This window comes from Amycolatopsis sp. QT-25 (genome assembly GCF_029369745.1).
Classification (GTDB): Bacteria; Actinomycetota; Actinomycetes; order Mycobacteriales; family Pseudonocardiaceae; genus Amycolatopsis.
This window is the reverse complement of the sequence record NZ_CP120210.1, coordinates 6,718,607-6,742,403: the sequence shown is the minus strand read 5'-3', so window position 1 is coordinate 6,742,403 and position 23,797 is coordinate 6,718,607. Positions and strand designations below refer to the sequence as shown.

21 protein-coding genes are annotated in these 23,797 nt (G+C 69.7%); 8 read left to right on the top strand and 13 right to left on the bottom strand.

What is annotated here, in order from left to right; genetic code table 11:
- Positions 1–96: 96 nt before the first annotated feature.
- Positions 97–678 carry a TetR/AcrR family transcriptional regulator gene (locus P3102_RS31450; protein WP_276364113.1) on the top strand — a complete coding sequence of 194 codons (582 nt, stop codon included), beginning with the start codon at positions 97–99 and terminating at the stop codon, positions 676–678.
- On the opposite strand, the gene P3102_RS31445 is transcribed toward P3102_RS31450, so the two are convergent.
- Positions 675–2,072, bottom strand: a complete 1,398-nt coding sequence (locus P3102_RS31445; RefSeq protein WP_276364112.1) for a class II fumarate hydratase — start codon at positions 2,070–2,072, stop codon at positions 675–677. The two genes, P3102_RS31450 and P3102_RS31445, sit on opposite strands and share 4 nt — an antisense overlap.
- Positions 2,073–2,185: 113 nt before the next feature.
- On the opposite strand from P3102_RS31445, the gene P3102_RS31440 reads away from it, so the two are divergent.
- A complete protein-coding gene (locus P3102_RS31440) occupies positions 2,186–3,175 on the top strand; it encodes an NAD(P)/FAD-dependent oxidoreductase (protein ID WP_276364110.1) in 990 nt (329 codons plus the stop codon).
- Positions 3,176–3,236: 61 nt separating this feature from the next.
- On the opposite strand, the gene P3102_RS31435 is transcribed toward P3102_RS31440, so the two are convergent.
- The 6 genes from P3102_RS31435 to P3102_RS31410 all read right to left on the bottom strand — a co-directional run bounded on the left by P3102_RS31435 (position 3,237) and on the right by P3102_RS31410 (position 7,808).
- A complete protein-coding gene (locus P3102_RS31435) occupies positions 3,237–4,016 on the bottom strand; it encodes a serine protease (RefSeq protein ID WP_276364109.1) in 780 nt (259 codons plus the stop codon).
- A gap of 9 nt (positions 4,017–4,025) precedes the next feature.
- Entirely contained in the window at positions 4,026–5,096 is a 1,071-nt protein-coding gene (gene glpX, locus P3102_RS31430; RefSeq protein ID WP_276364107.1) for a class II fructose-bisphosphatase, read from the bottom strand.
- Positions 5,097–5,234: 138 nt separating this feature from the next.
- Positions 5,235–5,453, bottom strand: a complete 219-nt coding sequence (locus P3102_RS31425; RefSeq protein WP_181776612.1) for an exodeoxyribonuclease VII small subunit — start codon at positions 5,451–5,453, stop codon at positions 5,235–5,237.
- On the bottom strand, positions 5,450–5,890 hold the full coding sequence (locus P3102_RS31420) for a hypothetical protein (protein WP_276364105.1): 441 nt from the start codon (positions 5,888–5,890) through the stop codon (positions 5,450–5,452). Before P3102_RS31420 ends, P3102_RS31425 begins: the two co-directional genes overlap by 4 nt.
- Complete coding sequence (gene xseA, locus P3102_RS31415) at positions 5,887–7,152, bottom strand: exodeoxyribonuclease VII large subunit (protein WP_276364104.1); 1,266 nt, start codon at positions 7,150–7,152, stop codon at positions 5,887–5,889. Before xseA ends, P3102_RS31420 begins: the two co-directional genes overlap by 4 nt.
- Positions 7,149–7,808: a lipid droplet-associated protein gene (locus P3102_RS31410; protein ID WP_276364102.1), complete on the bottom strand. Its 660-nt coding sequence runs from the start codon at positions 7,806–7,808 to the stop codon at positions 7,149–7,151. Before P3102_RS31410 ends, xseA begins: the two co-directional genes overlap by 4 nt.
- A gap of 151 nt (positions 7,809–7,959) precedes the next feature.
- Here P3102_RS31410 and P3102_RS31405 point away from each other — a divergent pair, with 151 nt between their 5' ends.
- On the top strand, positions 7,960–8,973 hold the full coding sequence (locus P3102_RS31405; RefSeq protein ID WP_276364101.1) for a 4-hydroxy-3-methylbut-2-enyl diphosphate reductase: 1,014 nt from the start codon (positions 7,960–7,962) through the stop codon (positions 8,971–8,973).
- A gap of 90 nt (positions 8,974–9,063) precedes the next feature.
- On the opposite strand, the gene P3102_RS31400 is transcribed toward P3102_RS31405, so the two are convergent.
- Positions 9,064–9,966 carry a DUF6542 domain-containing protein gene (locus P3102_RS31400; protein ID WP_276364099.1) on the bottom strand — a complete coding sequence of 301 codons (903 nt, stop codon included), beginning with the start codon at positions 9,964–9,966 and terminating at the stop codon, positions 9,064–9,066.
- 218 nt (positions 9,967–10,184) lie between these two features.
- The gene (rmuC, locus tag P3102_RS31395) at positions 10,185–11,099 is read right to left on the bottom strand and encodes a DNA recombination protein RmuC (protein WP_276364098.1); all 915 of its coding nucleotides are present in this window, start codon (positions 11,097–11,099) and stop codon (positions 10,185–10,187) included.
- Between the two features lie 177 nt (positions 11,100–11,276).
- Here rmuC and P3102_RS31390 point away from each other — a divergent pair, with 177 nt between their 5' ends.
- Together P3102_RS31390 and P3102_RS31385 are read left to right on the top strand one after the other, a co-directional pair.
- A complete protein-coding gene (locus tag P3102_RS31390; RefSeq protein ID WP_276364096.1) occupies positions 11,277–12,428 on the top strand; it encodes an exonuclease SbcCD subunit D in 1,152 nt (383 codons plus the stop codon).
- The gene (locus P3102_RS31385; protein ID WP_276364095.1) at positions 12,425–15,376 is read left to right on the top strand and encodes an SMC family ATPase; all 2,952 of its coding nucleotides are present in this window, start codon (positions 12,425–12,427) and stop codon (positions 15,374–15,376) included. Before P3102_RS31390 ends, P3102_RS31385 begins: the two co-directional genes overlap by 4 nt.
- Positions 15,377–15,462: 86 nt before the next feature.
- On the opposite strand, the gene P3102_RS31380 is transcribed toward P3102_RS31385, so the two are convergent.
- Together P3102_RS31380 and P3102_RS31375 are read right to left on the bottom strand one after the other, a co-directional pair.
- Positions 15,463–15,963 (bottom strand): methylated-DNA--[protein]-cysteine S-methyltransferase, encoded by a 501-nt coding sequence (locus P3102_RS31380; protein ID WP_276364093.1) that lies wholly within the window; start codon positions 15,961–15,963, stop codon positions 15,463–15,465.
- A complete protein-coding gene (locus P3102_RS31375; RefSeq protein ID WP_276364092.1) occupies positions 15,963–17,420 on the bottom strand; it encodes an AlkA N-terminal domain-containing protein in 1,458 nt (485 codons plus the stop codon). Before P3102_RS31375 ends, P3102_RS31380 begins: the two co-directional genes overlap by 1 nt.
- 105 nt (positions 17,421–17,525) lie before the next feature.
- Here P3102_RS31375 and ychF point away from each other — a divergent pair, with 105 nt between their 5' ends.
- The 3 genes from ychF (at position 17,526) to P3102_RS31360 (ending at position 20,125) form a co-directional block, all read left to right on the top strand.
- Positions 17,526–18,608 carry a redox-regulated ATPase YchF gene (gene ychF / locus P3102_RS31370; RefSeq protein WP_276364090.1) on the top strand — a complete coding sequence of 361 codons (1,083 nt, stop codon included), beginning with the start codon at positions 17,526–17,528 and terminating at the stop codon, positions 18,606–18,608.
- Between the two features lie 91 nt (positions 18,609–18,699).
- The gene (locus P3102_RS31365; protein ID WP_276364088.1) at positions 18,700–19,755 is read left to right on the top strand and encodes a hypothetical protein; all 1,056 of its coding nucleotides are present in this window, start codon (positions 18,700–18,702) and stop codon (positions 19,753–19,755) included.
- Positions 19,756–19,786: 31 nt separating this feature from the next.
- On the top strand, positions 19,787–20,125 hold the full coding sequence (locus P3102_RS31360; RefSeq protein WP_276364087.1) for a hypothetical protein: 339 nt from the start codon (positions 19,787–19,789) through the stop codon (positions 20,123–20,125).
- Positions 20,126–21,594: 1,469 nt separating this feature from the next.
- Here the strand turns inward: P3102_RS31360 and P3102_RS31355 are convergent.
- Positions 21,595–22,956: a M28 family peptidase gene (locus P3102_RS31355; protein WP_276364085.1), complete on the bottom strand. Its 1,362-nt coding sequence runs from the start codon at positions 22,954–22,956 to the stop codon at positions 21,595–21,597.
- Positions 22,957–23,056: 100 nt separating this feature from the next.
- Positions 23,057–23,689, bottom strand: coding sequence for a TetR/AcrR family transcriptional regulator (locus P3102_RS31350; protein ID WP_276364084.1), 633 nt, complete (start codon positions 23,687–23,689; stop codon positions 23,057–23,059).
- Positions 23,690–23,797 lie beyond the last annotated feature (108 nt).

The following is a 23,797-nucleotide window of genomic DNA, read 5'->3' as shown; positions in this document are numbered from 1 at the left end:
AGGGCGGACGGCGGGCAGGGCAGGATTTCGCGGGAGGTTCTGGTCCAGGTCATGCCCGGACGATATACGGAACTGCCAGTCTCGTAAACTGGGTGCATGGTGCGAGGCAGGCCGAGGGAAGAAGGCATCGACGACGCGGTCCGCGAGGCCGTGCGGGCGCTGCTGATCGAGACCGGTTACCGGTGCTGCACGATCGACGCGGTCGCGGCGCGGGCGGGGGTCGGCAAGGCGGCGGTGTACCGGCGGTGGCGCTCGAAGGCGGAGTTGGTGTTCGCCGCGGTGATCCATCCCATCGAGCTCGAACCGCCGCCGGACACCGGTTCGCTGCGGGGCGACGTCGGAGCGGTTCTCGAAGTGATTCAGTCCTCTTTGGACGGTACGGAATTGCGGCGGGCGCTGCCTTCGCTGCTCGCCGACATCCGGGCGGATCCGGTGCTGGAAACGCGGTTCGGCGAGGTGTTCCTGGGTCGCGAACGCGGATATCTGGTCCAGCTGCTGGATCGGGCCGTCGCGAGAGGGGAACTCCCACGACGGCCCGACCCGGTTCTCGTGCACGCGCTCCTGCTCGGCCCGGTGCTGACGTGGCTGCACTTGTTCACCGAGCTGCCGCCTTCGGGTGGGCTGGCGGCTTCGCTTGCCTCACCGCTTCACGCGGCCGTGGTCGCTCTCGGCGCTTAGCGGCCTCCGCGGGCCATGCGGAGCACGTCGAGGGCTTCGTCCAGTTGGGCTTCGGTGAGCTTGCCGTTCGCGACGTGACCGCGTTCGATCACGACCTCACGGATCGTCTTCAGCTCCTTGAGCGCCTGCTTAGCGATGGCGGCGGCCTCTTCGTAGCCGATGTATTTGTTCAGCGGCGTCACGATCGACGGCGAGCCCTCGGCGTACTCGCGTGAGCGGTCGGCGTTCACCGTGACGCCCGCGAAAACCTTGTCCGCCAGCAACCGCGAGACCGCCGCGAGCAGCCGTGCCGATTCGAGCACGTTGCGCGCGATCACCGGCAGGTTGACGTTGAGCTGGAAGTTGCCCGCCGCGCCCGCGAAGGCCACCGCCGCGTCGTTCCCGATCACCTGGGCGACCACCTGCAGCGTCGCCTCCGGGATCACCGGGTTCACCTTGCCCGGCATGATCGACGAGCCCGGCTGGAGATCCGGCAGGGCGAGTTCGGCGAGCCCGGTGCGCGGTCCGGAGCCCAGCCAGCGCAGGTCGTTCGCGATCTTGTTCAGCGACACCGCGACCGTGCGCAGATGCCCGGACGTCTCGACGACGCTGTCCTGCGTCGCCTGCGCCTCGAAGTGGTCGCGTGCCTCGGTCAGCGGAAGACCGGTCACCGAAGCCAATTCCCGCGAGACCGCCGCGCCGAAACCCTCGGGCGCGTTCAATCCGGAGCCGACCGCGGTTCCGCCGATCGGCAGTTCGCCGAGCCGCGGCAGGCCCGACTTCACCCGCTCGACACCGAACCGGATCTGCGACGCCCACGCGCCCGCCTCCTGGCCGAAGGTGATCGGGACGGCGTCCATCAGGTGCGTACGGCCGGACTTCACGATGTCCGCCCAGTCGGCCGCCCGCGTCTCGATGGCGACGGCCAGGTATTCCAGCGCCGGGATCACGTCGGACAGGACGGCTTCCGTCGCGGCGACGTGGATCGTCGTCGGGAAGGTGTCGTTGGAGGACTGCGAAGCGTTGACGTGGTCGTTCGGGTGCACGTCACGGCCCAGCGCCTTCGACGCGAGCGTCGCGATGACCTCGTTGGCGTTCATGTTCGACGAGGTCCCGGAACCCGTCTGGAACACGTCGATCGGGAAATGCGCGTCGTGCTTCCCCTCGGCGACCTCGTCCGCGGCCTTCGCGATGGCCTCGGCGACGTCGGCGTCCAGCACGCCGAGCCGCGCGTTGACCCGCGCCGCCGCCGCCTTCAGCAGGCCGAGCGCGCGGATCTGGGCGCGTTCCAGGCCTCGCCCGGAGATCGGGAAGTTTTCGACGGCGCGCTGCGTCTGCGCGCGGTAGAGGGCGTCGACGGGGACGCGCACCTCGCCCATGGTGTCGTGTTCGATCCGGTATTCCTGTTCAGCCATGCCTCAAGTTTCGCGCAGGGACCTCTGGCGCGCTCCGTGTCTTTCGGCACGCGAGGGCTAGGATCGAATGTGTTCTCGATCACGCCGCCCACCACCGGCCTGGAGAGTGCCGAATGAGCGAGTCCGCTGGGGAGACGTCGTACGACCTCGTCATCATCGGGGCCGGTCCGACGGGTTTGTTCGCCGCCTACTACGCGGGATTCCGCGGCCTTTCGATGGCTGTCGTGGATTCACTGCCGGAGGCCGGTGGCCAGGTCACCGCGATGTACCCCGAAAAGATGATCTACGACGTCGGCGGTTTCGCCGAGGTCCGGGGCCGTGACCTGGTGCGGGGCCTGCTCGATCAGGCGGCACCGTTCACACCCGTGTATCTGCTCGGGCGCAAGGCCGAGAAACTCGAAAGCGTCGAAGGCGGCATCACCGTCACGCTCGACGGCGGACAGCTCCTGCGCGCCGGGGCGGTGCTGATCACCGCCGGGATCGGCGAGTTCACCCCGCGGCCGCTGCCCGCCGGCGAGGGCTGGCTCGGGCGCGGCATGGTCCACTTCGTGCCCTCGTTCAAGGCGCACGAAGGACAGCACGTGGTCGTCGTCGGCGGCGGGGACTCGGCGTTCGACTGGGTGCTCGCGCTGCACCCGGTCGCCGCGCACGTCACCCTCGTGCACCGGCGCGCGAAATTCCGCGCGGCCGAGTCGATCGTGCGGCAGGCGAGGGAACTCGGCGTGCGCATCATCACCGACGCCGAGGTCACCCGGTTCTCCGACCGTGACGGAGCGCTGGCGGAGGTCGAGGTCCGGATCAAGGGGGCGGAGCCCGAGGTGCTGCGTGCCGACACGGTCGTCGCGGCGCTCGGATTCACCGCGGACCTCGGGCCGATCGAAAGCTGGGGACTCCGGATCGACCACCGCGCGATCGCCGTCGATTCGACGATGGCGACCCCGCGGGCGCGCGTCTACGCGGCGGGTGACGTCGCGGCGTATCCGGGGAAGGTGAAGCTGATCGCGACCGGGTTCGGGGAAGCGGCGACGGCGGTGAACAACATCGCGGTCCTGCTGGATCCGGACGCGCATCTGTTCCCTGGGCACTCCAGTAACGCGGAGTAGCGCGCGCAATGAAGGGGCCTTTCCTCGCAAAATTTGCGAGGAAAGGCCCCTTCATTGCGCTTCAAGCGGGCGGAGCGGGCGCAGGCGGTGTCATCTTCTCCGCGATCCACTGCGCGTAAGCCACCACCGAAGTCGCGATCGACGGCGAGGTCGCGCATACCGGGTCGGCGTTTCCCGGACGGCTGATCGCGCCCAGCAGGACCCACTTCCCGTCGGCCTTGGCGATCTGCGGCCCGCCGGAATCCCCGTAACACGAGCCCGAATTCCCACCGGGGTTGTCGGTGCACAACTCGACGGCGCCGTCGAACTTCGCGGTGCAGCGCACGCCTTCGACGATCTTCGTGTCCAGTTGCCGCAGTATCGCCGGGCCCTTGCCGCAACCCGAAGTCGGGCACGACTGACCCCAGCCGAGCAGCCGCGTCGGCGTCCCCGGCGCCACGACGGCCCCGATCGCGATCGGCGCCGTCGTCACCGGCGCGGCCAGCCGCACCAGGGCGAGATCACCGCCCGCGTGCTCGGGCGCGGGGTTGTAGGACGGGTTCACGACGATCTCGGCGGGTTTCGCGATTTCTCCGCCCTGGGTGTTGTCGTTGCTGCCGATCCGCAGGCTCAGGTTCGCCGGGTTCTTGCCCTCGACGCAGTGCCCCGCCGTCACCACCCAGTCCGCCGCGATCAGCGTCCCGGCGCAGAAGACCTTGCCGGAGGACGAATGCAGGGAGGCGATGAACGGATACGGCTCGTCGGCCTCCCGGCCGCCGATGAGGCCGCCCGTGCCCGTGGCCTGCCCGACCGGCGTGAAGACCATCGCCGCGAGCAGGACCACGAGCACGCGCTTCAGCACGGAATCTCCTCAGGGAAGCGGGGGGACTACGTCGTCTTCCAGCGAATCGTCGAGGTGGCCGTCGAAGTTGACGGACGAGTACGAGCGGAGCTTGGTCAGCCGGTGGTAGCCGTCGATCATCCGGACCGTGCCGGACTTCGAGCGCATCACGATCGACTGGGTGGTCGCCCCGCCCGCGCGGTAGTGCACGCCGCGCAGCAGGTCGCCGTCGGTGACGCCGGTGGCGCAGAAGAACACGTTGTCGCCGCGGACGAGGTCGTCGTTGCCGAGCACGCGGTCGAGGTCGTGGCCCGCGGCCAGCGCCTTCTCGCGCTCCGCGTCGTCCTTCGGCCACAGGCGGCCCTGCAGTTCGCCGCCGAGGCACTTCATCGCGCAGGCCGCGATGATGCCTTCGGGGGTGCCGCCGATGCCGAGCAGCATGTCGACGCCGGTGGTCGGCCGGGCCGCGGCGATCGCACCCGCGACGTCGCCGTCGGAGATGAACCGGATCCGGGCGCCGGCCTCACGGACCTCTTGGATCAGCTTCTCGTGGCGCGGCCGGTCGAGGATGCACACGGTGACGTCGGAGACGCTGGAGTTCTTGGCCTTGGCGACCCGGCGGATGTTCTCCGCGATCGGGGCGGCCAGGTCGACCTTGCCCGCGGCGTCGGGGCCGACGGCGAGCTTCTCCATGTAGAACACCGCGGACGGGTCGAACATCGCGCCGCGTTCGGCGACCGCGAGCACGGCCAGCGCGTTCGGCATGCCCTTGGCCATCAGGGTCGTCCCGTCGACCGGGTCGACCGCGACGTCGCAGTCCGGCCCGTCGCCGTTGCCGACCTCTTCCCCGTTGAACAGCATCGGGGCTTCGTCCTTCTCGCCTTCGCCGATGACGACGACGCCGCGCATCGACACGGTCGAGACCAGCTGGCGCATCGCGTCCACGGCGGCACCGTCGCCGCCGATCTTGTCCCCGCGCCCGACCCAGCGGCCCGCGGCCATCGCGGCGGCTTCGGTCACTCGGACCAGTTCCATCGCGAGGTTGCGGTCGGGCGCTTCACGGCGTCGAGAAGAGCTGGCGGACGGGGTGGGGGTGGGCATGAGGCCTCCCGGGTCAGGAACTCGGCGGGGTCCCAGTCTCTCAGATACCCGCGATGGTTCGGTGGCACAGGAGCATGGTGAACGTCACTGACCGTTGCCGGAATCGAAGTACTCTTCTCCGCTGAGCGCCCATGAGTTCTAGCCGTCTTCGACGGAGGACAGCGCCGCCTCGATCCGCTCACGCGCGCCCTCGAGGTGGTGCTCGCAGACCTTCGCCAGCTGCTCGCCCTTCTCCCACAGGGCGAGCGACTGTTCCAGGGACAGCCCGCCCGCTTCGAGCTCGCGGACGACCTCCACCAGCCTGTCGCGGGCCTGCTCGTAGCCGAGTTCGGCGGTCTCGCCACCGGGTTTGCTCACGCTGTGCTTCCTTCTACCGGACGTCGGTGCTTGCCGATACCCGCGCACACTACCGCGCCGGCCATGGCGTTGTCGTAACCCACGAAGGCGAGAGCGAACTCCTGGCCGTCACCCTCCGCGATCGCCGCGACGAGGTTCTCCTGGGCTCGCGCCACCCGTCTGCGGTGCAGGGTGCCGTCGGCGAACCACCATCGGGTGCCGACGTGCTCGGCCGTCGCCTCGGAGAGCTTGCGCAACTGGGCGTCGAGTCCCCGCTTCGTCGAAGACGGCGCTGACGAACCCTCGGCGGACGAGAACGCCTCGGCCCGGCACCCCGCCAGCAGCACGGTCCAGCACTCGGCGGCGGCGTGGTCGGTCAGCAACGCGTTGCGTAGTACCTCTGGCGCGTCCGCGCGCTTCGCGGCGTCGATGGTCAAAGGCAGGAAACTCGCCGTCAACGCTCCTCCTCCGGCGCGCCCGATACGACGGCGCCGAGCGCGCCGTCGACCACGCGGACGCGCAGGTTCGCGCCGTCCGCGACTTCGGAGACGGACCGGAGTACCTGAAGGTCGCCTTGCGCGTCGGTGTACTGCACCACGGCGTAGCCGCGTTCGAGGGTCGCCGCCGGGCCGAGCGCGGTCAGCCGCGCGCGGGCACTGGCGATTTCGGCCTGGTCCTTGGCGAGCAGGGTGAGCATCGCGCGGCGGCCGCGTTCGCGGTGGATCCCGACGTCGTCCGAGCGCCGCTGGATCGGGCCGAGCGGATCGGCGAGCACGGGACGGCTGCGCATCTGGGTCAGCAGCCGGACCTGGGTGTCCACCCAGCCGTGCAGTGCGCGGCGGCCGCGATCACGCATCTGGCGGACGCGCTGCGTCTCCTCGCGCACGTCGGGCACGATCCGCTTGCTGGCGTCGGTCGGCGTCGAGCAGCGGAGATCGGCGACGTGGTCGAGCAACGGGGTGTCGGGTTCGTGCCCGATCGCGCTGACCACCGGCGTCCCGGCCGCGGACACGGCACGGCACAGCGTCTCGTCGGAGAACGGCAGCAGATCCTCCACGCTGCCGCCGCCGCGCGCGATCACGATGACGTCGACGTCCGGGTCACGATCCAGTTCGGACAGTGCCTGGAGGATCTGCGGCACGGCGAGCGAACCCTGCACGGCGGTGTTGATCACTTTGAACGCGACATGCGGCCAGCGGGACTGCGCGTTCACCAGTACGTCGCGTTCGGCGGCGGACGCGCGGCCGGTGATCAGGCCGATTCCCTTGGGCAGGAACGGGATCTTGCGTTTGCGTTCCGGCGCGAACAGGCCCTCGGCGGCCAGCAGCCGCCGCAGCCGCTCGATCCGCGCGAGCAGTTCGCCGATGCCGACCGCGCGGATCTCGGTGGCGCGCAGGCTCAGCGAACCGCGGTTCATGAAGAACGTCGGCTTCGCGTGCACCACGACGCTCGCGCCTTCGCGCAACGGCGGTTCGATCGTGCGCAGCAGGCCCATCGGGCAGGTCACCGACATCGAGACGTCCGCCGACGGGTCGCGCAACGTCAGGAACGCGGTGTTGGTGCCCTGGCGGGCCGAGATCTGCGTGACCTGGCCCTCGACCCAGACCGCGCCGAGCCGGTTGATCCACTCGCCGACCTTGCGGGCGACCGTGCGGACCGGCCACGGGTTCTCGGCGGTGGTGGACGGACCGGCCTGAGCGGAGGCGGGCTCGGCGCTCACTGGCCTTCCGCGCCGTCGCCGTCGGCCTTCTTCACGTTCCCGATGCGGCGCGCGAGCATGCCGACGAACGACGGCCTGTCGGCGTTCGCGCGTTCGTAGGCCAGGAGTTCTTCCAGCTGCGCGAGGTCGAACCGGCGCAGGCGGGCCCGTAGCTGCGGCAGGGTGATCGTGTCGTAGTCGTCCAACCCGGCGGGATTCGCGCCGATGAAGGCCGTGGAACTGTCGAACTCGCCGTCGGCGTGGTCCTCGGCGAGCGCGCGCTCCTCCTCGGCCCACGGATCCTCGGTGAGCGCTTCGAGGTCGTGGCCGTCGGTCTCGGTACGCGGTTCGGGGACTCCAGAGTTTCCGGTGTCTTCCCGCAGCGGGAGGACGCACGACTCACGTTCGTAGCGGCGTTCGCCGACGTCCGGCGGGAGATCTTCGTCGAACGTGGCCCAGCTGGGCGTGTCTTCGACCGGGCGGAGGACGGACAGCGCGTCGTCACCCTTGATCGCGAGCTCGGTGACGTGCTGCTGCACGCGCATGGAGAGCTGGAGCACCTGGCTGACCACCGTGACGGGGAGTCCGGTGAGCTGCTTGGGGAGTTCGCGAACCCGCTCGGCGGTGATGACGGCGAGGCCCGCGGCGACCCGGAGGGGGAGCGGGAGAGGCTTCATGCGTCCAGCCTGCCGTATCCGAGCCATCCTGCCCAACCGAACGGGTGGGTCGGCTCACGGGACGTGACTCCACGCACATCCTTTCGAGGGGATCCCTGGTCACCTGAACGTGAGTGCGAGGAGCCCCCTGGGCAGCCCGTACCCTGGGGGCATGAGTTCTGCGAGTCCCGGAATCACGCCAGCCGGCAGTCCGACGATCACCGAGGCCGGTGTGCCGGCAGGGGGCAAACGTGTCCTGCTCGCCAAGCCTCGCGGTTACTGCGCGGGGGTCGATCGCGCGGTCATCGCCGTCGAGAAGGCACTCGAGCTCTACGGCGCACCGGTGTACGTGCGCAAGGAGATCGTGCACAACCGGCATGTCGTGGAGACCCTGCGCGAACGGGGCGTGATCTTCGTCGACGAGACCTCCGAGGTGCCGGAAGGCGCGTTGGTGGTGTTCTCCGCGCACGGCGTCTCGCCCGCGGTGCACGCCGAGGCGGCCGAGCGCAACCTGCGGACCATCGACGCGACCTGCCCGCTGGTGACGAAGGTGCACAAGGAAGTCAACCGGTTCGCGAAGGACGACTACGACATCCTGCTGATCGGCCACGAAGGCCACGAAGAGGTCGAAGGCACCGCCGGCGAGGCTCCCGACAAGGTGCAGCTCGTCGACACCGCCGAGGACGTCGACAAGGTCGAGGTCCGCGACCCGTCGAAGGTCATCTGGCTGTCGCAGACCACCCTTTCGGTGGACGAGACCATGGAGCGCGTCGATCAGCTGCGGGACAAGTTCCCCGGTCTGGCCGACCCGCCCAGCGACGACATCTGCTACGCCACCACGAACCGTCAGGTCGCGGTCAAGGCCATGGCCGCCGAGTGCGACCTGGTGCTGGTGGTCGGCTCGACGAACTCGTCCAACTCGAAGCGGCTGGTCGAGGTCGCGCTGAAGGCGGGGGCGCGCGCGTCGTACCTCGTCGACTTCGCGCACGAAGTCGACGAGGCGTGGCTCGACGGTGTCGAGACCGTCGGCGTCACCAGTGGTGCTTCGGTGCCGGAGGTGCTGGTCATGGACTTGCTGGCGTGGCTGGCCGAACGCGGCTGGGGCGACGTCGACGAGGTCACCACGGCCAACGAGAAGATCGCGTTCGCGCTGCCGCACGAGCTGCGCAAGGCCGCCAAGGCCTGACGCCCGCGACGAGAAAGGGCCGCCCGGGGAGTTCCTCGGGCGGCCCTTTCCGCTGGTCACGGGATCAAGCGAGAGCAAAGGTCCCTTGCTTCACCGCTCGTCGTCCCAAGGGCGGCGGGGAGGCTGTCCGCCACGGCGCGAGTCGTCCGCGCGGGGCGGACGGCGGCGCGGGGCACCGGGGGCGCTTTCGCCACGCGGGTCGCGGCGGCGGGGTTCGCCCTCTTCCGGCGGGCGCGGCCCACGGGGCTGACGTCTCGACGGCGACGGTTTGCGGGCGCCCGGCTCGGCGTCGCGGCGAGGGCGTCGCTCGTCGTCGACAGGTCGACGGCGGGGAGGCGCACCCTCTCGCGGCGCACCGTCTCGCGGCGCACCGTCTCGCGGAGCGCCACGGCGGGAAGGCGGGGGCGGCGTCTGGCCGGTCCGGGACGCGGGGCGGGCCCGACCCGGCGCGGCGGCCGCGGCGGGACGGGCGGCGGGCTTGGCCTCGTCGCGACGGTCCGGTTTGGTACCCGGCTTCACCTTCACCGGGGCGTCGGGATCGCGCTCGCGGTAGATCCGGAAGAGGCCGATCGCCAAGGTGAGGGCGGTGGTGAGGGCCATCGTCGGGAAGCCGTTGATCAGTGGCGTTCCGACATCGAAGGCTCTCGAGAGCAGGTCCGTGCCCTTGCTGCCGTCCGAGGTCAGGAGGATGACTCCTGGGACGGTCACGGCGAGGACCAGGGGCGGCTGCACCATCGGGCCGAACAGCCCGCGGCGCTGGACGGTCACCACGGCGGCCACCGCGCCGAGCGCGTAGCAGGCTTTGAACAGCAGGCCCAAGTCCTTCTGCAGCATCATGTCGACGAAGGCGCCAAGGATGGCGAGCCCGAAGCCGACCAGTACTGCCGCCCACCAGGGCAGCCCACGCCTGGCGCCGACGAGCGGACGCTCGTCCCAGGCAACGGGAACGTCGTCGGCATCAGGATCGCGCTGGCGATCGCGAATCGCGGTCACAGGCCCCACCGTATATCCAAGCTGCGGGCATACCGCCAACAGGCGGTGTGTCTATCGCCTGGTAGTGGTCAGTCCGGACCACCCGGACGGACCGTCCGGATGGTTACGGAAGGTACTACGAGTACGTGACCGGCAAGGTTGTCGGACCGGGCGAAATGGAGCCTCCAATCCGGAAGGTGCAGGTCAACGTGGCAAGTAGGTGACTGATTGCAGGGTGGTCACGAGGCAGGGAGCTCGTCCGCCTTCCTGATCAGGGGCACCGCCGCAGGGCTGCCCGCGGCGTCCGTCAGCGGGGAGACCGTGCTGCGGAAGCTCTCGAGCGCTTCCAGCTCTCGCCGCCGGGCCGAGATGAAGCGCTGCAGGTGGGTGCTCGAGAGGTTCAGCGCGTCGACGGCGTTGCCCGCGGCCCGGTGCGCGGCCGCGGCGCCCGCCCGGACCTGCTCGACGTCCTCGACCAGTGCCCGTTCGGTCGCGGCGAACAGCGCGGCGGAGGCCAGTACGGCGAACCCCGTCGGCCCGCAGAGGAAGACTCGCCGGTCCAGCAGCCAGCGCAGCAGTTCCGGTTCGGTGTCCAGCGCGGCCACCACGGCCGCGTCGGACGGGACGAACATGATCGTCCCGTAGATCGCGTCGGCCCAGCGCTGGTAGCCCTTGCCCGCCAGCTCGGCCGCCCTCGACCGGAGCTGCCGGACGTGGACGCGCAGCGCGTCGAGCCGCTCCTCGGGGTCGTCCGTTTCGACGGCCTCTGCCCAGCAGGCCATGCTCGCCTTCGCGTCGACGGGTACGGTCCGGCCGCCGCCGACCCGCAGCACCATGTCCGGTTTCGCGGCGCCGCCGCCCGCCAGATCCGTCTGCAGGGTGAAGTGCAGTTCCTCGCGCAGCCCGAGCGCGCGTGCGGTCTCCAGGAGCACCTGCTCGCCCAGTTCGCCGCGGCCGCTGATCGAGGCGAACGCCACCTCGTACCGGCGCAGCGCGAGCTGCTGCTGATCCGCCTTCGACCGTTCGGCGGCGACCAGTTTCGCCGCCGCGTCCACCCGCCGCATGCCGTCGTTGTACAGCCGCCACAGCAGCGCGACGGCCACGAGCAGCAGCAACGCGAGCACGACGGCCGCGGTGGTGATCACCGTCGCCACCGGTACCTCCCCTCCGGATCCGAGTCGGGGACATCATGGCGGAACCCACCGACAAAACTCAGCGACGCGATCGCGCTCCGTATCTGACCTGCGCCGTCCCCGGCGTGTCGGAAAGCGCGGTGCCGCCAAGGGCGCGCCTCCCCTCTCCGGCGGGTGCGCGGCCCTACCTTGGGCTGCGTGAAGCTCCTGCACACGTCCGACTGGCACATCGGCCGTACCTTCCACGGCGCCGATCTGCTCGCCGAACAGGAAGCCGTGCTCGGCCATCTCGCGGATGTCGTGCTCGCCGAGTCGGTCGACGTCGTGCTCGTGTCCGGGGACGTCTACGACCGTGCGGTGCCCTCGGCGGAAGCCGTCCGGGTGGCCACCACCGCGCTGGGCAGGATCCGGCAGGCCGGGGCGAAACTGATGATGACACCGGGCAACCACGACTCCGCGCCGCGGCTGGGCGCGTTCGCCGAATTCGCCGCGGCGGGCGGGCTGTACCTGCGTGCCACGATCGACGGTCTCGCCGAACCGGTGCTGCTGCCCGACGAACACGGCGAAGTCGCGCTCTACGGAATCCCGTACCTCGAACCGGAGCCCGCGCGCCACGCCCTCGGCGTGCCCGAGGCCCGCGGCCACACCGGCGTGCTCACCGAGGCGATGCGACGGATCCGGGCCGATCTCGCCACCCGGCCGTCCGGGACGCGGTCGGTGGTGCTCGCGCACGCCTTCGTCACCGGCGGCGAGCCGACCGAATCCGAGCGGACCATCGCGGTCGGCGGGGTCGAGCAGGTACCTGGTTCGGTGTTCGACGGCGTCGATTACGTCGCGCTCGGCCACCTGCACGGCCCGCAGACCCTCGCCGAGCACCTGCGCTATTCGGGCAGCCCGCTGGCGTACTCCTTTTCCGAGACCCGCCAACGTAAATCCGTCTGGCTGGTGGATCTCGGCGCGCGGGGGCCCGCCGAAGTCCGGCGGCACGAACTGCCGGTGCCGCGGCACCTCGCGATGCTGCGCGGCGAGCTGGCGGACCTCCTTGCGGATCCGGAGCACGACGGCCTCACCGAACACTTCCTTTCCTGTACCGTCACCGACCGGGTCCGGCCGATCGACGCCATGCGCAAACTGCGTGAACGGTTCCCGTACGCCGTGCACATGGACTGGCAGCCGGAAGGCGGGCACGACGGGGCCGCGCTGAAGTACGCCGAAGCCGTCCGCGGGCGGTCCGATGTCGAGATCACCCGCAGTTTCCTCGAAGACTGCCGGGGCTCCGCGCCGTCGGAGAGCGAGGAGCGGCTCGTGCTCGCGGCGCTGGGCGCGGCGGGCAGGGAGCGCGAAGTATGAGGTTGCACCGGCTCGAAGTCGCCGCTTTCGGTCCGTACGCGGGCCGTGAGGTGGTGGACTTCGACGTGCTCGGCACCGACGGGCTGTTCCTGCTGCACGGTGACACCGGGGCGGGGAAGACGACCCTGCTCGACGCCATCGCGTTCGCGTTGTTCGGCACCGTCCCCGGCGCTCGTGGCGAGGTCAAACGGCTGCGCTGTGACCTCGCCGAGCCCGACCAGGTCACCGAGGTCGTCCTGGAGCTGACCGTGCAGGGCCAGCGGATGCGGATCGCGCGCAACCCCGAGTACCAGCGGCCCAAGCGCCGCGGCGAGGGAATGACCGTCCAGCAGGCGAAGGCGGTGCTGAGCTGGGTCGGCACGGTGCCCGCCGGGCACGTCGCCGAGGGCGTCACGCGCATCGACGAGGTCGCGCGCACGGTCGAGCGGCTCATCGGCATGACGCACGAACAGTTCTTCCAGGTGGTCTTGCTGCCGCAGGGCGAATTCGCGCGGTTCCTGCGCGCGACCACGGCCGAACGGGAGGAGCTGCTGGAGCGGCTGTTCGGGACCGAGCGTTTCTCCGACGTCGAGAACTGGTTCGCGAATCTGCGTGCCGAACGCGGCCGCGAAGTGCAGGCGCGGCAACAATCGCTGCGGGAGTGGGTCGCGCGGTTCGCGCAGGTCGCTCAGCAGGAAGCGCCCGAAGAGGGCCAAGCCGAGTGGGTCGAGGAGGTGCTCGCCGAGTCGGCGCGGCGCGTCGACCAGGCACGGGAACGGGAAGCGACGGCCCGCGTGGCGGCCAAGACGGCCGAGACCGTGTGGCAGGAGAACCGGTCCACCGCCGAACGGATCCGCCGGGTGCGCACCGCGTACACGCGGCTGTCGGTGATCGCCGAGCAGGCGGACCAGCGTGCGGAGTGGGCCGAAGAGGTCGAGGCGGCTCATCGCGCGGCGGGTGTGGCCGCGGAGGCGGACCTTCTCGAACGCAGGTCGGACCAGCTCATCGAGGCCGAGGCGACTGAAGCGCTTCGTGCTCAAGAGGTGCCTGACGCCGCGGACAGCTCCGCCGCCGAGCTTCGCGCGCGCGTCGGCGGACTGCGGGAAGAAGCGGGCGCGCTCGCCGAACTCGTGGCGGAAAGCGAACAGCAGCAACGGGATCTGGTTCGCCGGAAGCAGCTGAACGCCGCCGTCGAGAAGGCGCAGAAGCAAGCCGAAGACTTCGCCGCCGAACTGGGTGCGGCGCCGGAGAAGCTCGCGGCGTTGCGTACCGAAGCGGCTGCCGCCGCCGAAGCCGAAGTGAAGCTCGACGGCGCCCGCGCTCGGGTCGACGAGCTGACCACGCTGGCTCGCGACGCCGACGAAGTGCCGAGGGCACGGCAGGCCGTCGAGCGGGCACGTGCGGCGGTCGGCGAGGCCGTGGACGGCCATCAGCAGGCGCGCCAGCATCGGCTGGACCTGCGGGAGCGGCGTCTCGAAGGAATGGCCGCCGAGCTCGCCGCCGGTCTCCGCGCGGGCGAGGACTGCCCGGTCTGCGGGTCGGCCGAGCATCCGTCGCCGGCGACGCACACCGGCGGTCTGGTCGATCCCGAGGACGAGCGCCGCGCCGAAGTCGCGGAGCAGCAGGCACATATGCGGCGTGAGCAGGCGAAAACCGCGTTGCAGGCAGCCGAAAATCGCCTGGCGGTCCTGGTCGAGCGGCTGGGTGAGCACACCGCCGAGACACTGCGGGCACGGTTCGATGAGGCGCGCGATCTGGTCACCACGCTGTCGGAGTCGGCTCGCCGAAAGCCCGTTCTCGAGACGCGGCTCCTCGAACTGGAACGGAAGATCGAGCAGCTGACCGGGCAACGCGGGGAGGCCGAGCGGCGAGCGGTCGAGGTGGCGACCGAGGTGCGCGGCCTGACGGAGCGGCTGGCCGAGCGCGGGCGGCGACTGGAGACCGCGCGTGGCGAATTCGCCGACGTCGCCGCACGACGGCGGCACCTGCTCGGCTTCGCGACCCGCCTCGACGCGCTGGCCGAAGCGCGGCTGGCCGTCGCGGGAGCTCGTGAGCGTCGTGACGAGCAAGCGAACCTGGTCGAGGAAGCGTTGCGGGCCAAGGGGTTCGCCGATCTCGACGAGATGCGCGCCGCGTCGCGGCCGGACGAACAGATCGCGAAACTGGAGAACAGCCTCGCCGACGCGAAGGTGATGGAGCGGGCCGCCCGCGAGGAACTCGCGCAGCCGGAGTTGTTCGGCATCTCGCCCGAGGACGAGATCGACGTCGGTGCTTCGGCGGACGCGGCGCAGGACACGCGAGATGAGGCCGAGCAGGCCTTCGCGGCACTGCGGACGGCGAAGACGCGGCACACGGACCTGACCGGGTTGGCCGAGCGGATGACGTCCTTGATGGCCGAACTGGCGCCGGTCGAGGAGCGATACCTCGAACTGAAGGCGCTGGCCGAGGTGGTCAACGGCCGCGGGCAGAACACGCGGAAGATGTCGCTGCGCTCGTACGTCCTCGCCGCGAGGCTGGAGGAGGTCGCGGTCGCGGCCACCGCTCGCCTGCGGACGATGAGCCAGGGCCGCTACTCCTTCGTGCACTCCGACGCGGCCGGGGCGCGGGGCACCCGCGGCGGGCTCGGCCTCGACGTGCTCGACGACTACTCCGGCACCGTCCGGCCCGCGAAGACGCTTTCCGGTGGCGAGTCGTTCCTCGCGTCGCTCTCACTGGCGCTCGGCCTCGCCGACGTCGTCGCCGCCGAAACCGGCGGAGCGCTACTGGACACACTGTTCATCGACGAGGGCTTCGGCACCCTGGACGCCGAGACGCTCGACATCGTCATGAACATCCTCGACGAGCTTCGCGCCGGTGGCCGCGTGGTCGGGCTCGTCTCGCACGTCGAGGAGCTGCGGCAGCGGATCCCGACGCGGCTGCGGATCCGGAAGTCGCGTACGGGCTCCGCGGTGGAGATCCACGCCGCCTGACCGTGCTCCGCCCCGTGATATGAAAGGTCCCTTCATTGCAAATTTTGCAATGAAGGGACCTTTCATATCACTTGCGGGCGGCGAGATCAGGCCGCTTCGTGGCTCAGCAGCCACTGCTTCGCCGGCACACCCCACCGGAAGTTCCCCACGCCCCCGCCGGTCCGCACCACCCGGTGGCACGGCACGAACAACGCCGCCGCGTTCTTCGCGCACGCCGACGCGGCCGCCCGCACCGCCGACGGATTCCCCGTCAGCATCGCGTATTCCGCGTAGCTCACCGGCTCGCCGGCAGGCACCTTTCGCAAGATTTCCCAGGCATGTTGCCGGAAAGCGCCGGACCGCTGCCGCACCTCGATGTCGGCCACCGCGTCCAGGTCGCCGTCGTGGTAGCGGCGGATCGCGGTGGTCACCGGTCCGAGGTCACGCCGCTCCTTCACCTCGACGGGGGTCAGCGACGGCGAGATCAGCGGCGTCAGTTCGGCGACGTCGCCTGTCCAGCCCGAGGCGAGTACGGCCCCGTCGCCCGCCACCACGGCGGTGAACGGGCCGATTTTCGTGTCCACTGTGGACCAATACGCGATGCTCATCATTCTCCCTTTTCGGCGCGCCACAGGTACATGCCGGCGTACGAGGACCAGGGCTGCCAGGCCCGTCCGCGTTCGGCCAGCGACGGTTCGTCGTCGGCGATCCCCAGCGCGGCCGCGCCTCGGCGCAACACCGGATCACCGGTCAGCAGGACGTCGGGCGCGCCCAGTACACGCATCAGGACGTAGTCCGCGGTCCGCGGCCCGATCCCCGGGATGCCCAACAGCTCCGTGCGCAACTCCGCGGGATCACGGCCGACGTGGACCGAAACCCCGTCCGCCAGCGCACGAGCCACGGCGGCCACCCGGTCCGGACCGTGTTCGGCGACCTGGGCCGCCGTCGGGAACAGCGTGGTCAGCCCCGCCAGCGACTCGTCACAGCTGGGCAGGCGCTCGCCGAGGGCGTCGGCGAGGGACGCCGCCTCGGCGGGGGGCAGCAGCGCGCGCAGCACGAGTTCGTCACCGTCGACCGTGCCGGGCACCCGGATGCCGGGGATCGCCTCGACCAGCGGTGCGAGTGCCGGGTCGGCCCCGAGCACCCGCGCGACCGCCTCCGGGTCGGCGTCGAGGTCGAGCAGCCGCCGCACCCTGGCCACCGCGCTGCTCAGGTCGCGCAGGTCGGCGAGCCGCAGCTCGCTGCGGACGTGGTCGTCCTTCGCCGTCAGCCACACCACGCCCGTGCCGTGCGCGAGCCGCAGCGTGCGCCCGTAGCCGGTCACGCCCGACTCGTCGCGCGTCACGTGCTCGACGCCGGGGACGGCCCGGTCGGCCAGGAACTCCAGCACCCCGGCCGCGTCGAACGGTCTCCGGAACGGCAGCCGCAGGCTCAGCCTGGTCCCGGTCGGCAGCTCCTCGGCCTTGCGACGGCGCAGGCTCACCGCGCGAAGCTGCGAAGGCGTCGTCGCGAACACCTCGCGGATCGTCTCGTTGAACTGACGGACGCTGGAGAAACCCGCCGCGAACGCGACGTCGGTCAGCGGGAGGCCGGACATTTCGATCAACAGGCGCGCCGAGTGCGCCCGGTGCGCCCTGGCCAGCGCCAGCGGCCCGGCACCGAGTTCCGCGGTGAGGACCCGCCCGAGCTGGCGTTCGGAATAGCCGAGCCGCCGCGCGAGCCCCGGAACGCCGTCGCGTTCGACGGCCCCGTCCGAGATGAGCCGCATCGCCCGCGCGGCGAGGTCGGCCCGGATGTCCCAGTCCGGCGAGCCGGGGACGGCGTCCGGGAGACAGCGGCGGCAGGCGCGGAAACCGTTCGCCTGCGCGGCCGCCGACGTCGGGTAGAAACGGACGTTCTGCTGCTTCGGTGTCGACGCGGGGCAGGACGGGCGGCAGTAGATCCCGGTGGTGGCGACGGCCATGATGAACTGGCCGTCGAACCGGGAATCACGGGCGGCGACGGCGCGATAACACCGTTCGGTGTCGCGCCACACGGCCCGTTCGGCCAAGGTCTGCTCGGTCATGACCTCGATCGTGCCACCAGGTCGAGGGCGCGGCTGGCGGAAATCCGACACGGCGATCAAGGCCTCGGGGGATGGGGCGGCGGGCGGCACGTAGACTTCTGGCCCGTGAGTCTCACCCTCGGCATCGTCGGCCTGCCCAACGTCGGCAAGTCCACCCTGTTCAACGCGCTGACCCGCAACGACGTGCTCGCGGCGAACTACCCGTTCGCGACGATCGAGCCCAACGTCGGGGTCGTCCCGCTGCCGGATCCGCGGCTGGATCAGCTCGCCGAGGTCTTCGGCTCCGAACGGATCGTGCCCGCCGTCGTGTCCTTTGTGGACATCGCGGGCATCGTGAAGGGTGCCTCCGAGGGCGCCGGCCTCGGCAACAAGTTCCTCGCGAACATCCGCGAGGCGAACGCGATCTGCCAGGTCGTCCGCGTCTTCGACGACCCGGACGTGATCCACGTCGACGACCGGGTCGATCCGGCCAGCGACATCGAGACGATCAACACCGAACTGATCCTCGCCGACCTGCAGACCCTGGAGAAGGCGCTGCCGCGGCTGGAGAAGGAAGCGCGGACGAAGAAGGAGAACAAGCCCGCGCTCGACAACGCCCAGAAGGCGAAAGAGATCCTCGACGCCGGGCGCACCCTCTTCCAGGCGCAGAAGGAGGTCGACTTCGAGGCACTGCGCGAGCTGAGCCTGCTCACCACGAAGCCGTTCCTCTACGTCTTCAACGCCGACGAAGGCATCCTCACCGACGAGTCGCGCCGCGAGGAGCTGGCCAAACTGGTCGCCCCGGCCGACGCGGTGTTCCTCGACGCCAAGGTCGAAGCCGAACTGCTCGAACTGGACGACGAGGAGTCCGTGCGCGAGCTGCTGGAATCCGTCGGCCAGCACGAGCCGGGCCTCTACTCGCTCGCCCGCGCCGGCTTCCACACCCTCGGCCTCCAGACGTACCTGACTGCGGGCCCCAAGGAATCACGCGCCTGGACGATCCCGAAGGGCGCGACCGCACCGCAGGCCGCCGGCGTCATCCACACCGACTTCGAGCGCGGCTTCATCAAGGCCGAGGTCGTGTCCTTCGCCGACCTGATGGAGCACGGCTCCATGGCCGCCGCCCGGTCCGCGGGCAAGGTGCGCATGGAGGGCAAGGACTACGTCATGTCCGACGGGGACGTCGTGGAGTTCCGCTTCAACGTCTGATCGAGTGGGGTACCACTTCCACCTACGGTTCGTGGCATGGAGTGACTGTTCGGTGTTCGGTACTGACCGAACACCGAACAGCATGGAGCATATGCTCGTGGATCCCCTTCAGCGAGCGCAGAATGCTTTGGACGCCCTGATCAGCGCGTTCGGCTCACTGGGGCTCGCCGTGCGCCCGGGAGAGGCTGATGCGCTCCCTGGCAGGGACCTCGCCGCCGTGCTTCCTGACGGCAGGGAAATCGGCCTTCAAGTCAAGACGGTCGCGTTGCTCACGACCGACAGTTTGCCCGGTCTGCTCCGTCGCTGGTCGACGAGCGAGATAACGGGAGGCAGAGTGGTCGTGGCGGACAGGATTACAGCGGAAGCGCGGGTTGCTCTCAACCAGGCGGGTTGGGGGTGGCTGGACCTACGCGGCCATTTGAGACTTACCGGTCCCGGGCTGTTCATAGACTCGGATGTTCCCGCTTTCCCAAGGCCGGAGACGGACCGGCACGGGATCATCGGCCGGGTCGGCATCGAGCTCGCCGCTCTGCTGCTACTCGACCCCGCTCGGCGAATCGGTGTCCGTGCGGCTGCTGTCGCGTTGTCGCGCGCGCCCAGTTCGATTTCCGAAGCCTTCGTGGCATTGCGAGGCGCGGGACTCGTAGGTGAAAACAACAAGCCGGTCCTACCTGCCCTCTTCTGGGAACTCGCCGAGCACTGGAAGCCGGTCAGCCGTGATGTGGCGAGTGTCCCGATGCCGGGCGGAGGACGGGACAACGCCGCGCTCCGGTTGGGTATGGACGACGTCGAATCGACCGTGGGATGGGCGTTGACCGACACCGTCGCGGCCGCCGCCTACGGTGCACCCGTGTCCATCCGTGCTGATCACCCACCGGATTTCTACGTTCCTGATCAGGCCACGCTGAGACGGTCCGTGCAACTGCTGGGGACGGCCACGACGGCCACCATGCGAGCGGGTCGTGTCCGTATCGCCCCGGTGTCGCTGGTGTGCGCGCGTCGCATAGATGCCACAGAGTGGGCGGCCGAGGAGTGGCCGCTGGCGAATCCGCTGTTCGTCGCACTGGACCTGGCGCAGGATCCGGGCCGAGGCAAGGAAATTCTTGACGGCTGGACCCCTGGAAGGGGCGGGGCCCGTGTCTGGTGAACCGGCGGTCGTGGTTCTCGCCGGAAGGTCGATGACTCAAATCGTCAGCGCGATACCCGTGGTCGCCGAGCAGACGGGGCGTGCGGTAGTGCTCGTGGGCGGTCTCGCCGTCATGTGTCGGCTGACGACGCCGTACCGGGTGACAACCGACCTCGACACGGTTGATCGGCGGGCCGTGAACGAGGACTCTCAGCTGCAACTCCTCGTGGCTGCCGGTGCGACGCCGAGCGGGCCGGCCGGTGCCTTGGTCCGTACTCCGTGGGGTGAGGTGCAGGTCGACGTCCTTGAGGTTACCGACGCGGACATCGATGACCTTCCGGATGACCCTACCGATCGCCTTCATGTCCAATCTCACGCGTGGGTGGCGTAAACCGCATCCGAGCTCTTGCTCAGCGCGGAGGGGATCCTGCCCCTCAAGGTGCGAGTTGCCGAGCCGGGTCCCCTTATCGCGAGGAAACTGCAGTCGACAATGAATCGCGGCGCAGCCAAAGAGGGAACGGATCTCCTGGACGTCGTACGCCTTACGCTTGACCGCACCTGTGGGCCAGCGTCGCGAGATCAGCTTGAGTCCGCTGAAGCGCAATTACGCGCCGACGCACTCCTTCATACTCGACAATGGTTCGATCGTTTTGAAGGTCAATCGCTGAGAAAGATCAGAGCCGTGCCCGAGGGGCGAGATGTGGAGATCGACGACTTGAGGTTGGTCGGTGACCTGCTCGTCGGGGCGCTCGACCGTGGATGAGACCGCTTTGGCCGGTACTTGTCCAATTGATTTTTTCCAGCGGGGCAATCCGGTGGAGTTCCCTTCAACGTCTGAGCCACGCGTCAACATGCAGCGTAAGTCGGAACATTTATGACACGGCGGCGAGGTCAAGTACCGGGACGTCGTTCGCGAGATCGCGCTCGATCACTACGGTATGTGGCCTTTCGAGCACGCCGCCACGGACCGAGGATGAACTCATGACGAGCTCCGCTCTCTCTCACCGCTCACCCGTGCTCCGGCGCGCACGGACTTCGCGGAGAACTGGTATCGCTGGTGCGACACCAAGCGCGACTGGGCAGCCGAGGCGACGGGTACCTACGAGGAAGACTCCCCGCTGACCGCGAGTGGTGCGTTCGCCGCACTCCCCGCGAGCGAGTTCATGTAGGCGTATCGCCCGGCCGGGGCCGCGGTTTCGCGAGGAACGAAGCCCTCGAACCCGTGCCACCGGTCGTCCACCGCGGACGGACCGTGTGCAGTCTGGCGATCCAGCTCGGGCGGGGGACTCAACTCCCAAGAGTGCGGTTTGGTGGTACTCACGGACGGGGAGCGGCAGGGGCAGCCCGAGACGCTGCACACGATCGCGTGGACCATCCGCCGATCCCGTGCGAGCCCGATCCGAACCCGCCCTATCCTCGCCCGATCATCGGCAGCCGCAGTCGGCTGGAGGTCGTTTCCCGCGGGATCGTCGCCGTCGTCGGCTAGGTCGCCCGTGGTTGGGTCGCATGACCGAGGTTCTCTTCTCCCGTGAGAACGGCTGGATCCCATGCGGGTGATCGCCACCGCGGAGCAGGCGTGCGCCGGGATGCGCGTCTCCCGCGACCGGCGAAGAGGTGAGCACGCGGTGAACCAGCGTGACCGGCGACGAATCGAGGAAAAGGTCGAGCGGGCGGTTCGCCGTGCCTACCCGGATCTCGTCGGCGACGCGGTGCGCACGGTGAGCTTCCTGATGTATGCGGAAGCCGCCGACCGGGCCGGAAAGCAGGATGACCGACCTTCGGCGGCGCCGACCTCTCGCCGGCGGACGAAGGTCGTGAGTGGTTTGGGCCGTCGAGCCGCCCGAACCACTCACGATCCCTCTACTTCCGCAGCAGGTTGTACGCCGCCGCCCCGATCAGCTCCAGCGAAACCTGAAGCCGATCGAGGGAAACGTTGTCCTTGATGGTGTCTTCCGGCGTGTGGTACGTCGGTTCCAGCAACGCCGGGCCCGACTCGCCGCGCCAGCTGAAGTTGCCCGAAGCGATGCCGCGCTCGAAGAACGGCACGTGGTCGCTCGAACCGCGCGCGACCGGGCCCTTGACCCGCGGGTCGTAGCCGAGTCGCTTGGCGGCGGCGTTGACGGCTGCGGTCGTGGCGTTGTCGGCACCGTCGACCGAGAGCAGCCAGTAGGTGATCGCCGGGTCCCAGCTGGTGGCGACCATGTCGTTCTGGAAGCAGCCGGTGATCCGCCGCGCCTCGGCGTCGGACAGGTTGCTGACGTAGTGCCGCGAACCGATCAGCCCGTACTCCTCCGAGCCCCACAACGCGAACCGCAGCGTCTTGTTCGTCGGCAGGTAGCGCAGGACGCGGGCGAGTTCTAGGCACAGCACGGTGCCGCTGCCGTCGTCGTTGGCGCCGGGGGAGCCGGGGACGCTGTCGTAGTGCGCCGTCACCATGACGACGCCGTTGTCCTTGCCGGGGAACGTGGCGGGCCGTTCGGCGATGACGTTGTACGACGTCAGGTTCTTGTGGTGGGTGGCCGTCGCCTTCGCCTTGACCGACCCCTTGGCGAGCCGCTCGCGCAGGCGTTCCACCTGCACCTGGGCCAGGCCGAGCACGGGGATCGTGACGGGCGTGGTGAGCGTCGGGGAGAACGCGGACAGCTTGCGTGCCGGGTCGGCGCCGATCCGGCCGAGCAGCACGGCGTCCGCTCCGCGCTGCGCGGCCGTCAGGTACGCGTCGGCCTTGTTCGTCACGGCGGCGATCAGCACGATCTTGCCGGTCAGGTCTTCGGGCAGGGTGCTGCCGTCACCGGCGTCGACGACGACGGCTTCGCGGGTGACGTCCTGCGCGCCCTGCGGCGACGAGCCGGTCTGCCAGCTGTCGCGGCCGATGGAGAGAGTTCCGAGGAACTTGTCGGCGATCGGGAACGGCTGCAGGGTGACCTGGTAGCGCAGCTCACGCAGCACCTTCGCGATGTACTCCTTGGCCCGCAGTTCGCCTTCGGTGCCGGCGATCCGGGGGCCGATCCGGTCGCTGAGCACCCGCAGGTGTTCCAGCGCCCGCCGCGAACGGACCCGCGCGACCACGGGGTAGTCGCCGAACTCCAGCGACGGTGGGAACTGCGCACCCGGACGTTGCTGCGTGGCCGCGGCGGCGGTGCCGGGGTTCAGCCCGATCGTCGCCGCGCCCGCCAGTGCCACCGCGCCCGCGAGCACCTCACGTCTGCGCAGACCTGCCATGGAGCACCCCTCACTTCTCGGAGAACCTTCGTTCGAGTAGCCAATAGACGCGCGGCTCGGAGAGCAACCTCCGTTCGTCCCCTTTTTCCGTGACGTTCCCTCAGGCTTCGGCGCCGAAGGCTTTCAAGAAGGTGTCGACGGCGGCCTCGGCGATGGCGCGAAGGTCGGCATCGGGAGTGCGGCGAGTGCCGAGTCTCGCCCGCTTGTCGGCCGGACCGGACAACAGGGCGAAGAACTGGTCCGCGGCCAGGAGCGGGTCCGTGGTGTGAAGGTGCCCGGAGACGGTCAGGCGGGCGAGCCGGTCGGCCAGTGCCTCGGCGACTCGGTCCGCCGCGCGGGTGTGGATGACGTCGAGCAGGTCGGGGAACTGCCCTGCCTCGGCGGCGAGCAGCCGCCGCAGCGCCCATGAGCGGTCGGCGCAGTAGCACTTGAGCAGTTTCACGCCGACTGTTTCCAGGGTGGCCCGGAGCTCGTCGCCCGCGCCGGTGAGCCGCTCGACCACGGCCAGGTTGTCGGCCAGGGCCTGATCCGCCGACGCGGAGACGGTCTCGCGGAACAGGCTCTCCTTGTCGCCGTAGTGGCTGTACACGGTGGCTTTGGCGACGCCGGCTTCGGCCGCGATCACGTCCACGGCCGCCAGCGCGTACCCCTCTCGCGCGAACACGGTGAAAGCCGCGTCGAGGATCGCTTGGCGCTTGTCGATCCGGCCTCGGGCGGTACCAGTCGCACTCATGTCGACAGCGTACCGCGCCGACCGGATAACCAGACCCGTGAGTCTGTTTTGGCAGACCTGTTAGTCTCGGACTCGTTGGTCTGAAAAACCAGACTGGCAAGTCTGATT